Genomic DNA, 13,714 nt, shown 5'->3' with positions numbered 1-13,714 from the left:
GCTATGCGCCCCGGTGACCTTCGCCGTCAACCACTCGGCGGCCAGGTGGCGGGTCGAAGGTCTTTTGTGACACGTCATACCGCTCCTCGTCGTTCACCAAGACGAAAGAGCTGCGCTGCTCGCCGCCAAACGGATCGATCTTCATCGGTCCTCCCAGATGGTTCAGTACAAGGCCTAACCTGTGCAAATCTACTGGTGCAGTTCCCGCACCGCTCCCCGGGAACTCCACGCCGCCTGTCAGAGTTTCGTCAAAGTTCATCTCAGCCGGTGAACCCGACAGCCCAAAGACACGACCTGGTCAATTGTCACAGCGGGATTTGACGGTCTTGCAAGCAGAATACCCGACCACGGACGTTGGCTAACTTGCCAGCGCCTGGTCCTGAGCTGCCCGGGGGCGCGCTATCGCGTGGCACCCGTCACGAAGGTGTCAGGTGTTGTCGTGATCACGAGCGCGGGCCCAGTCCAGCTTGCCCAGACCCGTGATCTCCAGGCTGACCGATTTCCGCTGGCCCGCAGCGCCGAGCATGAAAGGAATGTCACCCGCGGGGGCGTTCAACCAGAACCGCCAGAAGCGCCTCCGGAAGAATGCCCAGGCGAAGTGGCCGTCACCTATCAGCCAATACGTGGCGATCAGGAGAAGTGAGTACAGCGCGCGTTTCCATCGCGCGGTGATCATCTCGACGTTCATCTCCATGATTTCGAGGCCCCAGGCCCGGTATTGCCATTCGAGCCCGTAGCGATCCTGGAATTCGAAGAAGGCCCGCATTTCTCCATTGGTGACGAGGTATTCATCGAAGACGAGAATGGATCCCTCGATGAAGCGGTCCTTGCAGGTCTCCAACGCGTGCAGGCAACTCTCGTAGGTGTCCAGATCCATGTGGAAGAGCCTGATCGCGGCGGCGGGCCGCTCGGCCAGGAACGGCGCCAACGTGTCGTGGGTGCTTCCTTTTACGTATTGCACGTCCCGGCCCAGCGCGGCGGGGACGCCGTCGTGCATGCTGACGCCGGTGTCTCGCATCGCGCGTTGGGCGAGCGGGTCTGACAGTGAGAACGTTCCGCTCTTGACGACTTGGTCTTCCACCTGCCAGTCCTCGACGAGGCCCGAAAAGGTGTCGAAGCCGTAGACCTTGCGGCCGCTGGCGTCGGAGACGAGCCGTGTCGACCAACCGATCCAGACACCCAGATCAAGCAGCAATTCGTCGGCATCCGCGGGCCCCGCGAGGCGAGATGCCTCCCGCAGCAACGTGTGTCCCTTGATCCTGCGCTGACGCAGATCCGAAAGCGTGCGGGCGATGAATGCCCGGTATGCGTCGTCATAGACCCGGATGTCGCGGGAGTACAGGTTCGGGATGTAGCGGTCGCGACCGCGGTACACGAGGCGCGCGCAGACGAGCAGCAGGACCAGTGCGCCAATCACCGCCAAGAGGACCGGCACGACGTAACACGCCGCCGCCACGACGAGCGCGATGACGACGAGGATCGCTCTCCAGATTCGGTGCAGGCTCGTCCGGTCCACCGTCTGTCTGTCGGTGACTACGTCCACCGGTTCACCTCCGTGCCTGGGTTTGGTTCGGTCTTACAGGATGCGGATGACGGCTGAAGCCGCCGCCCCGGCACCGGCCGAACTGGTACGCCACGTTCTCACGGTCCGCCGGCCGCTGTTGTCGGTGGGCAACCGCCCCTCCGGTGCATGTTTCTGCCCGTCACGAAGATGGAGACTCGCGGTGCCGCGTTGAATCGCCTCGATGATAGGTGACGCCGTGATCGCTCAGGCGGAGTTCTCGGCGCCTTCGCGCGGTACGGCCCGCCCGGTCTCAGGGTCACCTGCGGGAGCCGTGCTCCTCCGCTTGAGACGAGACTTCAATGACATGGCCGGCTTCTCGACCAGGAACCAGCTGATCGCGGCGACCGGCAGAGTCGCGCAGGTCGCGACAATCGCGAACAGAATCGGAGGCATAGTGCCGAGGCCGCAGATGACCAGCAACTGCTGAATCGGAAAGGCGTAGATGTAGACGCCGTAGGACAGGTCGGTCCGTAACCTCACGCGCTTGTTGCGGATTAGGGCACCTGAAACGATGATCGCGTACGCCAGCGGAATAGCTCCGACCAGGCGGTAATTGGGCAGCAGCATCGATGCCAGCGCGATGGCCGCGCTCAGCGCGACGAGTGACCACCGGGCGGGAATCAGGTTTCGGAGCTGATAGAGGAGTGCCCCGGCCAGGAACATGACAGCGAAGCGGGCGGCGATGACCTCCATCAGCAGCGCTGCGGTGTCGGGGTTGTGGGCGGCTTCGATCTGTCGCGGTGTGCCGACCGGTTCTTCAAGCAAAGACCACACCCATGTCGGCAGCAGCGCCGACCACGTGACCGCCAGTGCGAACGCTGCCGGAATAAACCACCGGCGATTGAGGAGCCCGACAATGCCGAGAACAGCCACAGCGATGTAGCACAGCATCTCCCATATCAGCGTCCATAGGGAGCCGTTCCATATGAGAGGAAACGGGATCCCGCGCGGCGTTCCGCCCACGTCGTTCTGAAGCGTCAGCACTGCGCTGTTTTTCAGGACGTATTCGATCGGTGCGTGAGACAGCAGCAGCCGGGCGGCTGAGCCACCTTGGATCGCCACACCGAGCGGTGCGACGACGAACGCGGTGATGATCAGGCAGACCCACAACCCGGGGAGGATGCGAAGACCTCGAGCGGCGAAGTAGCTGCGAAGCCGCGGGTTGCTCAGCCAGCTCGATGTGATGAGAAATCCTGAGATCGCGAAGAACCCGTCGACCCATGCGTCTCTGAGGAACTGGTGGATTGGGGCAGATGACAGGTGCCGCCCGGTGAGGGAAAAGGAGTGCAGCAAGATGACCCCGGTCGCAAGCGTTAATCGCCAGGCGTTCAACGCGTTTCGTCGCGGATCGAATTGCCGCCCGAGTTTCATGCTCCCCCGTCCACAGTCAGTTGATCAGCGCCCGGCATTCTATCGGCGCCGGCAGCGTGCGGCGGATACGCAAGCACGTCGTCCCGAATCACCATTTTTCATGCTGCCGGTATGTAACAATGCCGTGTCCGTGAACGCCTCTCTGATCAAGTTGGTGACCTTGCGCCAAGACGGCAGTGTCAGCCCTTCGGGAGCGGTGCAGAGTCAACCCTCTGCGAAGAAGGAATTTCGCGGGGACATCGAGGGCCTGCGCGCCGTCGCGGTGTTGGCGGTTGTCCTCTTTCACGCTGACGTGCCTGGGGTGGGTGGCGGATACGTCGGCGTCGACGTGTTCTTCGTTATCTCCGGCTTTCTCATCAGCGGACTGCTCTGGCGCGAGGCCGGCAGCACCGGCACCGTCCGCCTGCGCCGTTTCTACGGGGCGCGGGCCCGTCGACTGCTGCCGGCGTCGGCCGCGGTGGGCGTCGTCACCGCGGTTGCCTCGGCCATCTTGTTGCCCCCGTTGCTGGCCCACACCGCCATGGGAGACGGGATTGCGAGTGCGCTGTATGTCGGCAATTACCGGTTCGTCCTCCAATTCGTCGACTACCTCGCCCCTTACATGCCGCCGTCGCCGTTTCTGCACTACTGGTCCCTGGGCGTGGAGGAACAGTTCTACCTGGTGTGGCCGGCATTGATCATCGGTACGGCCTGGCTCATCCGGCATGTCCGCCGGCGCGCCAAGGCCGATGCGACCTCGTCGGAAATTCCGTATCTGATAGTCCTCGCGTTGGTGACGGCGGTGTCGTTTGCGATGTCGCTGGCGGCAACTAACTGGATGCCGTCGGTGGCGTTCTTTTCGCTACCCACACGTGCCTGGGAGTTGGCCGCCGGCGGCCTGGTGGCCCTCACGGCCCAGCACTGGGGCCGCTTGCCGGCAATACCCGCAGCGATCGCGGGATGGGCGGGCCTGGCCCTGATCCTGCTGTCCTGCACCCGATTGAGCACCGGCACGCCCTACCCGGGTACCGCCGCGCTGTTGCCCGTATTGGGTACCGCACTGGTGATCGGCGCCGGTTGCGCCGCAGCCCCTCAGGGGTGCGGCCGCGTCCTCTCGTTAACACCGATGCGGGCCATCGGGCGGGTGTCGTATTCGTGGTATCTCTGGCACTGGCCCGTGCTGCTGCTTGCACCGCCATTGCTGGGGCACCCGCTCGGACTGGCCGGCAGGCTGGCGGCGGCCGCCATCTCCGGCGGCCTTGCCGTGCTCACGCTGCGCTTCATCGAGAACCCCCTGCGATTCGCGGGGCCCGTGCGGCGATCACCCCTCCGCAGTCTGGCCCTCGGCGGTGTTGCCACCGCGGTAGCGGTCTGTGTCGGCGTGGCGCTGCTGGTGTGGGTGCCCATCCCGGTGGGCCGCGGCGCGCCGGCTGCGCCGCTCACCGTCACTGCAGCGCCCCCCACCCCGGGTCGCGGCGTTCAGTTCTACGACATGGCGGTGCAGCACGCGTTCGCGCAGGTGCAGGCCGCGGTAGCGGCATCCGCGGATCTGAAGGCCGTACCGTCGAACCTGCAGCCACCGCTTGCCGACGCGACAGCCGAAATCAGGGAAGTGGACGACAACGGATGCCTGCTCGCCTTTGTGCAAGTTAGTCAGCCTGAGTGCGCGAGGGGCGACACCGCCTCGACCACGACGGTGGCCCTGGTCGGCGATTCGAATGCCGCCATGTGGCATCCGGCGTTCCAGCAGATCGCCGGCAAACGCCACTGGCGGCTGGTGCACATGAGCAAGGCGGGCTGCCCGCTGATGGACCTGCCGATCGCCAGCCCCTACGTTCACCGCGAGTACACCGAGTGCCAGCAATGGCGCGGGCAGATCATGAATCGACTGCGTGCGGAGCATCCGCGGCTGGTCGCGGTGAGCATGTGGCGGCGGTACGGCGCCTCCTACGGTTACCCGGCGGGTTTCACCTCCTACGACGCGGCATGGCTGAACAGCCTGACCCACCTCGTGCAACAGCTTCGAGCTACCGGTGCGCAGGTGCTGGTGCTCGGGCCGGTCCCTGATCCGAACTCCATAGTGCCGATCTGCCTGTCCGGCCACCTCGATGACGCGACGGCTTGCTCGCCGCCTCGGTCGACAGCGGTGAACGCGTCCGGCGTCGAGGCTGAGTCCTCCGCCACCAAAGCCGGCGGTGGCCACTATGCCGACATCACCGACTTGTTCTGCACCGCTCAGCGCTGCCCGGTGATCGTCGGCAATACCCTGGTCTACCTTGACAAGGTGCACCTGACAATCGAGTACTCGCGGCAGTTGGCACCGGTGATCGGGGCGCTGGCCGACCGTGTGCTCGCCCACGGCTGACAGGGGCCCGAATAAGATCGAGTCGGCCCCTTCTGCAACCCGTGCGGGCCGCCTGCTTACTCGACAGACCTAACCGGAGGTTCAGCTCTTGTCATCATCCGTGCTCATCAGCGGTGGGGCCGGATTCATTGGCACGGCGCTTTCGCGTCGTCTCGTAGAGGCGGGTTACGACGTCGCCGTCATGGACGTCCTGCACCCGCAGGTGCATCCTCGAGGCCAAGCCATTGACCTGCCGCCGTCGGTGCGGTTCCTCACCGGCGACGTCACCCACGGGCCTGACTGGGATGCCGTGCTTCGGTTGTTCCAGCCCACGCAGATCGTCCATCTGGCCGCCGAGACGGGAACGGCCCAGTCGCTCACCGAGGCGACGCGCCACAGCTCGGTCAACGTGGTGGGCACCACCCAGCTTCTCGACGCCCTGGGCCGCGCGGCGCTGGTGCCTGAGCAATTCGTGCTGGCGTCGTCGCGGGCCGTCTACGGTGAGGGCGCTTGGCGATGCGCTCAAGAAGTCTTCTACCCGCCCCCGCGCAGCCACGCCCAGCTGCTGGCCGGTATCTGGGATCCCCAGGGGCCCGACGGCGAGCCGGCGGTGCCGCTCGCGAGTTGCGCCGACCGCACGCAGCCCCGGCCGACCAACATTTACGCCGCGACCAAGCTGGCGCAGGAGCACGTGCTGGCGGCGTGGGCGGCCGCCCATGACACCAACCTGAGCGTCCTGCGCCTGCAGAATGTCTACGGGCCGGGCCAGTCGCTGACCAATTCGTACACGGGGATAGTCGCGCTCTTCGCGCGGTTGGCGCGTAAACAACGTCCTTTGGAGGTCTACGAGGACGGCCGAATCGTGCGCGATTTCGTTTTCATCGACGACGCCGTAAACGCTGTGCTCGCCGCGGTGCAAAGGCCCGCAACCGAGCCGCGCTGCCTGGACATCGGGTCGGGCAACGCGACCACCATCCATGAGCTGGCACAGCAGATCGCCGCGATCTGCGGTGCCCCGGAACCGACCGTGGTCGCGAAATTTCGCGACGGCGACGTGCGCGCCGCGAGTTGCGACATCGAGCCGGCGACGAACGCGCTCGACTGGCGTCCGAAATGGGCGCTGACGGACGGCCTGCACGCGTTGCTCGAATGGATCGACGGGTAGATCGAAACGTCCGTGGCGCCAACCGATCACACAGTCAGCAAGACCTCGTCGAGTTGAGAAACTCGTCGAGATACGTCGGCGGCTTCAAGTTGAGCAAGCCGCGTCGGTCGGCGGCGAGATCTGCATAGCCAAGCGCTTCAATTTGACCTGCAGAGTAGGACAATCGCGAGTCCGCCGATCCCTTCCGCACGATGCCGACGCCGCGATCACAGTCGAGCACCGCGACTCGCACATCGTCTCGGGTGCTGCGCAGATTGACAATCGTTTTCCACACGTCACCGCTCCAAGCGAGTTGCACGACAGGCGAAAGCAACTGTCGCACACGGCTCTTCGCGCAAAACTCGGCGTACGATGCCGCGGGGACGCCAATCCTGGCGCTCGCCGGGTTGCAGTCGTGGACAACGACGACGCCGTCATCCCGCAGGTAGCGCAGAGTGTTCTCGACGTCACGCAGCGCCTGCGCGTACGTGTGGTTCCCGTCGATAAGGGCGACGTCAATGCCGCGGCTCTCGAGCAGGCCCGTCTCTCCAGCGAAGAAGGCGTCGCTCGTGGTCTCGACGTAGCGGGTGGCGCGTGCCTTCGCGCCGGCATCCCTGCGAGCCCGCGCCGACAGCTTGAATGCCGGATCGACGCCGATTTTCTCGTCGGCGCTGATCCGGCGGAATGCGGACCCGCGTGATACGCCGATCTCGAGATACAGGGGCCTCACCCGCCCCTTGAGCGCCGACTGCACAACCTCAATCCGATCCATAGAAGCCAACTCCTAACAAGTGGTGCGATGGAAGTGAAATCGCGTGCCGCACTGGGAAAATGCGGCTTCGACGCTACCGATCAGCGAACGCGCCCAACGCGCGCAAAATTTTCCACATGGTCGGCGGCACAGGCAACGCTTTCGGCGGGTTTGGTCATCCGCGTGGCGAGTTCACGGGCCCGCTCTGCAAACTCCGGGGCCAGGATGGTGCGCAGGTCCGCCACCAGCGATTCCTGAGTCATGCTCGAAAAATGCCGGGCACTGCCGACCTTCAATCGTTTGACCGCTGCCCCCCAGAGCGTTTGATCGAGGTCAGTCGAAAGCATCAATGTGGGGATTCCTGCACGCAAGCCTGCGGCTGTGGTGCCCGGAGCACCATGGTGCACGACCGCGCGGCAAGCCGGAAAGACGGTCGCATAGTTCACCGTGTCAACTATCTTCACATGCTCGAACTGAGGAACGTCGCTGAAATCGCTCAAGCCAGCGCATACCAACGCCCGCTCGTTCAACTGGGTGCAAGCGGCGTTGATCATGGCAAGCGTCGCAGCAGGAGACGCGACCGGGATGCTACCAAACCCGAAGAAAATCGGCGGCGTCCCGGCGGCGATCCAATCCGCGACCTCCTGATCGCATTCTGTTGGCAACGCCATCGTGAGCGTGCCGACGAAGGGACGTTGGCCATTCCATTCGGACCATTCCGCTGCGATCCCAGGAAAGCACACCTCGTCATAGGCCTGAATCTCTAGCGACCCGCGCTTGATGATCCGCTGCGGTGCCGGGCTTGTTGCCTTCGGCAGACCGAGATTGCGGCGCTGCGCGTCCTCCAACTTCTTCGTCCCACGCCAAGACAGCCACCAGAACACGGATATTGCGGAGCGGACCAGCGGCGGTGGCAGACCTGGAAGTAGCTGGCCGTTGGGCCGGAGCGGAAACCAATGTGCAGTCGCCAACGGGATGCCGCGATACTCCGCGACGTTGGCAGCGACGATCTCGGAGTTTAGGCCGGTAAATAGCAGGTCGGCGCCGTCTGCTAGCGACACCAGCGTCGCGCTCATCTCCTCCCAGCCATGGGCAAGGGGCTCCCAAATTGCGCGGCGGGACCTGCGCACCTCACGGATCTTCCACGGACTGCGGAAGAGAAGCGTCCAGGAGTCGCGGTGCGTCTGAGCGATAGCCTCCAAACTCGGTCCACAGGCGACTGCAGGAATCCCAGCCGCCTCGGCGAAGGCAACTAGGTCGGGCGGGATGGCCATACACACCTGATGGCCGCGACGCAACAATTCGCGGCCGACGGCGGCGAAGGGCTCGACATCTCCGCGACTTCCCCAACTTGCCAGAACAAATTTCATCGCAGATGCTCCCCCTCGATCCCGTGTGTCTGCGAATTGAATGCGGCCCCTGCGGGCCCTGGGCTCGACCGTTCGGCAGAATAACGCCAATGCGCGCGCTATCGGGATGAAATCCCGAATAAGTCCTGTCGACGGCGACACGTACCACACCGCGCGCGGCTTACGCGCACGTCGTACTGGCTGTTAGCGCGCGGAAACGGCCCCTGCGAAGCACGTATCAGCACACTTTCAGCGTCGCGGAACGCCACTAACGCTCCCGGTCCTCGTGGTAACAAGCCGTGTGGACGAACCCACGTAGGCTGTGGGCCACGATGATTTGTGACGAGGGTGCCTTGGCTGGTCCAATCTGACGAGGGCATCAACTAACGCGACGGTGCTCGCCCGGCAATCAGCCGATACGTCCGCCGCGCGCACGATCCTCCACGAGATCGGCGGCGGTGGTGATCGCTTCGGCGGGTTTGCTCATCTGGGTGGCGACTTCGCGGGCCCGGGTGACGTATTGCGGAGCGAGGATGGTACGCAGGTCTGCGACCAGCGATTTGCGGGTGGTGGTCGAAAACCGCCGGGCAGTACCGATTTTCAGGCGTTTGACCTGAATACCCCAGAGCGTCTGGAAGAGGTCGGTCGAAAGGATCAACGTGGGCACTCCCGCGCGCAGGCCCACGGCGGTGGTGCCGGCGCCGCCGTGGTGCACCACAGCCCGGCAGGCCGGAAAGATGGCCGCATAATTCATCGAGTTCACCACCTTGACGTGGTCGAAGTGGGGCACACGGCTGAAGTCGCTGCCTGCTGCGCACACCAATGCGCGCTCGCCCAGCTGCGCGCAGGCCGCGCTGATCATGGTGAGCGTGTCGGCGGCATATTCGACCGGCATGCTGCCGAAGCCGAAGAATATCGGCGGCGTTCCACCGGCGATCCACGAGGCGATTTCGTCATCGGTATCGGACGGCGCCTCCATCGTCACCGAGCCGATAAAGGGCCTGCGGCCACCAGATTTCGCCCATTCAGCGGCCAGTCCGCGAAAGCAAACCTCGTCGTAGGCCTGGATCTCCAGCCACCCTCGTTCCGCCATCCGCCGCGGCCCGTCGACTCTTGCCTTCGGAAGGCCGAGTTCGCGGCGAAATCCGGCCTCGAATCTGGTCAGCACGGTGCGCCAGCCCAGCCACCCGTAGACGGTCATCGTGGTGCGCAGCAGCGGTGCTGGCACGATGGGGAAAAGCTGGCCGTTGGGCCGCAGCGGGAACCAATGCAGCGTGGTCAGCGGAATGTCGTGGTATTCCGCGACATTGACGGCGACCTCCTCGAAATTGATCCCGGTGAACAGCAGGTCGGCACCCTCCGCCAACGACGTGAGCACGGTGCTGATTTCGTCGCGGCACCGGAACATCGGCCCGAACGAGTCTCGCCAAGAATCGACAAGCTTCCGGATCCTCCACGGGCTGCGGAATAAGCACGTCCAAAAGTCGCGGTACCCGTGAAGAACGGACTGCACATCCGGACCGCAGGCGACCGCCGATAGCCCCACCGACTCGGCGAAGCCAACCAGATCGGGTGCAACGACTATGCGCACGTCGTGTCCTCTACGCAACAGTTCACGGCCGACTACGACGCCGGGCTCGACATCGCCGCGGCTTCCCCAGCCCACCAACACAAATTTCACCGCAGATCCTGCCCCTCACATCCCGTGGTTTTCGGCGAGACCGAACGCCGCATGGCCCCAGCTATCTGCACGATAACCCGATACCGGCAGGTTTAAACCTCGAAAGTTCTTGGCCGAGTAGAAACTTCGTTCTCGAGTTTAAGTCCGTGCATGTATCCGCAGCGAAGCACGTCCCGAGAGCGGCTCCCGGTCATTCAGCGATCAGCCAACACGTCCGCGGCGAGCGAAATCCTCCACAAGATCGGCGGCGGTCGTGATCGCCTCGGTGGGTTTGCTCATCCGGGGGGCGATCTCGCGGGCCCGGGTGGCGCATCGCGGGGCGAGGATGGCGCGCAGATCCGCGACCAGTGAATCCTGGTTGGTCGTCGATATCCGCCGGGCGGTGCCCACCTGCAATTGCTTGACCGACCGTCCCCGCAGCGCCTGATCCGGCCACGTCCACAGGATCAGCTGCGGGACGCCGGCGCGCAATCCTACGGCCGTGGTGCCCGCGCCACCGTGGTGCACCACCGCGCGGCAGGCCGGGAAGGTGGCCGCGAAGTTCACCCCGTCCACCACCTTGACGTGGTCGACAACCTGGATGCGACCGAAGTCGGTCCAGGCGGAGCAGATCAACGCCCGCTCGCCTACCTCTGCGCAGGCTGCGGCGATCATGGCGAGCGTGTCGCCGGGAGACTGGACCGGAATGCTGCCGAAACCGAACAGGATCGGGGGGGTTCCCGCCGCAATCCAGGACGCGACCTCGTCATCGGCATCCGTGGGCGACTCCAGCGTCAGGGCGCCAACGAACGGCCGTTGCCCACTCCGATTCGCCCATTCGGCCGCCAACCCGGGAAAGCAGACCTCGTCGTAAGCCTGAATTTCCACCGACCCACGGTCGGCGACCCGCCGCGACGAGGGCCGTGTTGCTTTCGGTAGGCCCAACTCACGGCGCTGCGCATCCTCGACCTTGCGCGTCATGCGCCAATGCAGCCACTCGAGCATCGTCAGTGCGGAACGCGCCAACGGCGCCGGCAGGAACGGCAGGAGATAGCTGTTGGCCCGCATCGGAAAGGTATGCAGCGTGGCCAGCGGAATGCCGTAGTGCTCGGCGACGTTGGCAGCGCCCTCCTGGAAACTTATGCCCGTGAACAGCAGGTCCGCCCCGTCCGCCAGCGAGGTCAGCGTCCTTCCCATGTCCCCCCAGGACTGCATACCGGGCTCCCACACTTCGCGCAGCGACTTGAACACCTCGCGGATCTTCCAGAAGTTGCCGAAGAGACTTATCCAGAAGTCGCGGTGACTGTCAATCACGGCCTGCGAATCCAGCCCATACGCGACCGCCTTAAGGCCAGCCGCCTCGGCGTCGCCAACGAGGTTGGGGGGGAAAGCGATTCGCACGTCGTGCCCTCTGCGCTGCAGCTCGCGGCCGACAACGATGAAGGGCTCGACATCGCCACGAGTTCCCTGGCCTGCCAGCACAAATTTCATTGCAGCTCCTAGCCGTTCATTTCCCGTGCACGCGGGCGACGTCGTGGGTATCGGGCGTTGGCGGCAACTCGCCGAATATTCGTTCATCGTTGGCGGTCATACGACCGTCCGGCACGGTTTCCGAGTTTGTAGTGGGTTGCTCTGGCTGTCCATTCCTACCCGACGAACGGGCTGGACTGCAGCCATATGGAATTCGAGCGACCATAATAAGCGGAGACACGGACCAACCGTACATCGGCCTCGCTGGTGTAACCGATTTGTCGCCAGTGATCGTTCATCTCGATCTTCGCGGGCCGTCGATCACATTTGTATTCGCCTGTCCGCCAACGTTCGTCGATCACAAACGGGGCAACGCCGATGCCCGACGCGCATCATCCTCCCACGATCCCTACGATCCCGGTGCCGTTGGCAATCAGTGACACTCCGGCGAGCCCGCTGATCGCGGCCAGGGCATGTCGGCGGTGAGTCGATGCCCAGTCGCGTAACCGGCGCAGCATCCCCTGGGCTTTGTCTGGGTTGACGAGGTGGCCGATGAGGGCGATCTCAACAACCGCGAGCATCCCGACCACCAAAGCGATACCAGCCACTACTTGCGCCCCGATGGCTGCCCCAGACATAGCGATGGAAGCCAGCAGGAACGCCACGGCGTCCCATGGAGGGCCACCTATGGCGATGCCGATCACCAGCGCGACCCATAATGCACCTGACTCCCACACGCTGCGCGCGCGCCGAAACAGCTGCCGGCTCGGTGGCTCGCCTTGTGTGTTAAGGCTTGTCGGCCGCGCGGCAACTGCATTCGATCGAACCAGTGGACGCATCGTGGTCAGCGCGGCCAACACGAGTGCGGCCACGCCCGCCCCTATTTGGACATGCCGAAAGGTGCAACTGGCGTTGGCGTGAGTTTGAACGCCAATCGGTGTGGTGTTCAGCACCGCCAGGGGAAGAACCAGCATGTAGCTACATGCTGTGAGGCTGCCGACCGCGTAGGCAAGCAGGTTCTGCACCGGCCTCGGCCGCGAGATCAGTAGAAGCACCACACCCAGACGCACCGGGTCGAACGCGGCCAAGAACGCGAGAATCGCCACTGATCCCCACACTTACGGCCTCTTCGTGGACGCTGCGCGGTGCGAGCTTCGATTCGCGCCAACGCGAATGACTGGTCCTTTGTGGCGGCACGACCTGAATATCATTAGTCCTTACCTTTCTTGCAGGGTGATTGAGACCGGACGTTGTACGGTTTTTTTCACCCAGGAACGTTGGGTATGGCTTTCATTTGTCTGCTGCATTTCATGGCCCAGGAGGATTGGCCGCCTGGCGTTCCGCGACGACTCGACCGCTAATTGAGAGATGCGATTCGATCGCTGTGTAAGGACACGACGGCGTGGTCGTCTGTTGGGCTGGTAGCAACGATGACGATCATGGAGGTGGTTGTGGGACAGCAACTGTGGGCCGGCATCGACGCCGGCAAGTCGGAACATCACTGCGTGGTCATCGACGGCGAGGGGCAGCCAGTGCTGTCCCGACGCGTCGCCAACGACGAGACGGTCTTGCTTGAACTGATCGACGCGGTCACCACGCTGGCCGACGGCGGCGAGGTCACCTGGGCGATCGACCTCAACCACGGCGGAGCCGCGTTGCTGATCGTCCTGCTCATCACCGCCGAACAGCGGCTGCTCTATATCTCTGGCCGCACCGTCCATCACGCCTCGGCCGGCTACCGCGGCGACGGCAAGACCGACGCCAAGGACGCCGCCATCATCGCCGATCAGGCCCGCATGCGCCGCGACCTGCAACCCCTGCGACCTGGAGACGAGATCGCCGTGGACCTGCGCATCCTGACCGCCCGACGCACCGACCTGGTCGCTGACCGCACCCGGGCGATCAACCGGCTGCGCGCTCAACTGCTCGAATACTTCCCCGCCCTGGAGCGGGCCTTCGACTACAGCGCCAGCAAGGCCGCCCTGATCCTGCTCGCCGGCTATCAAAACCCCCGACGGGCTGCGCCGCGCCGGTACCGCGCGACTGGAAGCCTGGCTGCGCAAACGCAAGGCCCGCAACGCC

General features: G+C 64.3%; 10 protein-coding genes and 1 pseudogene. 3 read left to right on the top strand and 8 right to left on the bottom strand.

Annotation, left to right across the window (positions count from 1 at the left end; translation table 11 throughout):
• Nucleotide 1: 1 nt before the first annotated feature.
• From OQ789_RS23725 to OQ789_RS23715, 3 genes are all read right to left on the bottom strand, one after another.
• Nucleotides 2-145, bottom strand: a complete 144-nt coding sequence (locus tag OQ789_RS23725) for a hypothetical protein (RefSeq protein ID WP_324688622.1) — start codon at nucleotides 143-145, stop codon at nucleotides 2-4.
• Nucleotides 146-427: 282 nt separating this feature from the next.
• Entirely contained in the window at nucleotides 428-1,543 is a 1,116-nt protein-coding gene (locus OQ789_RS23720; RefSeq protein ID WP_324688621.1) for a class I SAM-dependent methyltransferase, read from the bottom strand.
• Nucleotides 1,544-1,768: 225 nt separating this feature from the next.
• Nucleotides 1,769-2,935 carry an acyltransferase gene (locus OQ789_RS23715; protein ID WP_324688620.1) on the bottom strand — a complete coding sequence of 389 codons (1,167 nt, stop codon included), beginning with the start codon at nucleotides 2,933-2,935 and terminating at the stop codon, nucleotides 1,769-1,771.
• Nucleotides 2,936-3,065: 130 nt separating this feature from the next.
• On the opposite strand from OQ789_RS23715, the gene OQ789_RS23710 reads away from it, so the two are divergent.
• Nucleotides 3,066-5,279 (top strand): acyltransferase family protein, encoded by a 2,214-nt coding sequence (locus OQ789_RS23710; RefSeq protein WP_420716189.1) that lies wholly within the window; start codon nucleotides 3,066-3,068, stop codon nucleotides 5,277-5,279.
• Nucleotides 5,280-5,379: 100 nt separating this feature from the next.
• A complete protein-coding gene (locus tag OQ789_RS23705; protein ID WP_324688651.1) occupies nucleotides 5,380-6,423 on the top strand; it encodes an NAD-dependent epimerase/dehydratase family protein in 1,044 nt (347 codons plus the stop codon).
• Between the two features lie 34 nt (nucleotides 6,424-6,457).
• On the opposite strand, the gene OQ789_RS23700 is transcribed toward OQ789_RS23705, so the two are convergent.
• From OQ789_RS23700 to OQ789_RS23680, 5 genes are all read right to left on the bottom strand, one after another.
• Nucleotides 6,458-7,174 carry a class I SAM-dependent methyltransferase gene (locus OQ789_RS23700; RefSeq protein ID WP_324688619.1) on the bottom strand — a complete coding sequence of 239 codons (717 nt, stop codon included), beginning with the start codon at nucleotides 7,172-7,174 and terminating at the stop codon, nucleotides 6,458-6,460.
• Nucleotides 7,175-7,254: 80 nt separating this feature from the next.
• Nucleotides 7,255-8,523 carry a glycosyltransferase gene (locus OQ789_RS23695; RefSeq protein ID WP_324688618.1) on the bottom strand — a complete coding sequence of 423 codons (1,269 nt, stop codon included), beginning with the start codon at nucleotides 8,521-8,523 and terminating at the stop codon, nucleotides 7,255-7,257.
• 388 nt (nucleotides 8,524-8,911) lie between these two features.
• The gene (locus OQ789_RS23690; protein ID WP_324688617.1) at nucleotides 8,912-10,183 is read right to left on the bottom strand and encodes a glycosyltransferase; all 1,272 of its coding nucleotides are present in this window, start codon (nucleotides 10,181-10,183) and stop codon (nucleotides 8,912-8,914) included.
• A gap of 201 nt (nucleotides 10,184-10,384) precedes the next feature.
• Nucleotides 10,385-11,653, bottom strand: coding sequence for a glycosyltransferase (locus OQ789_RS23685; RefSeq protein WP_324688616.1), 1,269 nt, complete (start codon nucleotides 11,651-11,653; stop codon nucleotides 10,385-10,387).
• Between the two features lie 371 nt (nucleotides 11,654-12,024).
• Nucleotides 12,025-12,738: a GAP family protein gene (locus OQ789_RS23680; protein WP_324688615.1), complete on the bottom strand. Its 714-nt coding sequence runs from the start codon at nucleotides 12,736-12,738 to the stop codon at nucleotides 12,025-12,027.
• A 345-nt stretch (nucleotides 12,739-13,083) separates the two neighbouring features.
• Between OQ789_RS23680 and OQ789_RS23675 the strand changes: the two are divergent.
• Nucleotides 13,084-13,714, top strand: a pseudogene (locus tag OQ789_RS23675) (IS110 family transposase); the annotation flags it as partial.

The organism is Mycobacterium sp. 94-17, from assembly GCF_035617725.1.
Lineage (GTDB): Bacteria > Actinomycetota > Actinomycetes > Mycobacteriales > Mycobacteriaceae > Mycobacterium.
Note: the sequence above shows the minus strand (reverse complement) of the source record. Positions and strands in the feature narration are given on the sequence as shown.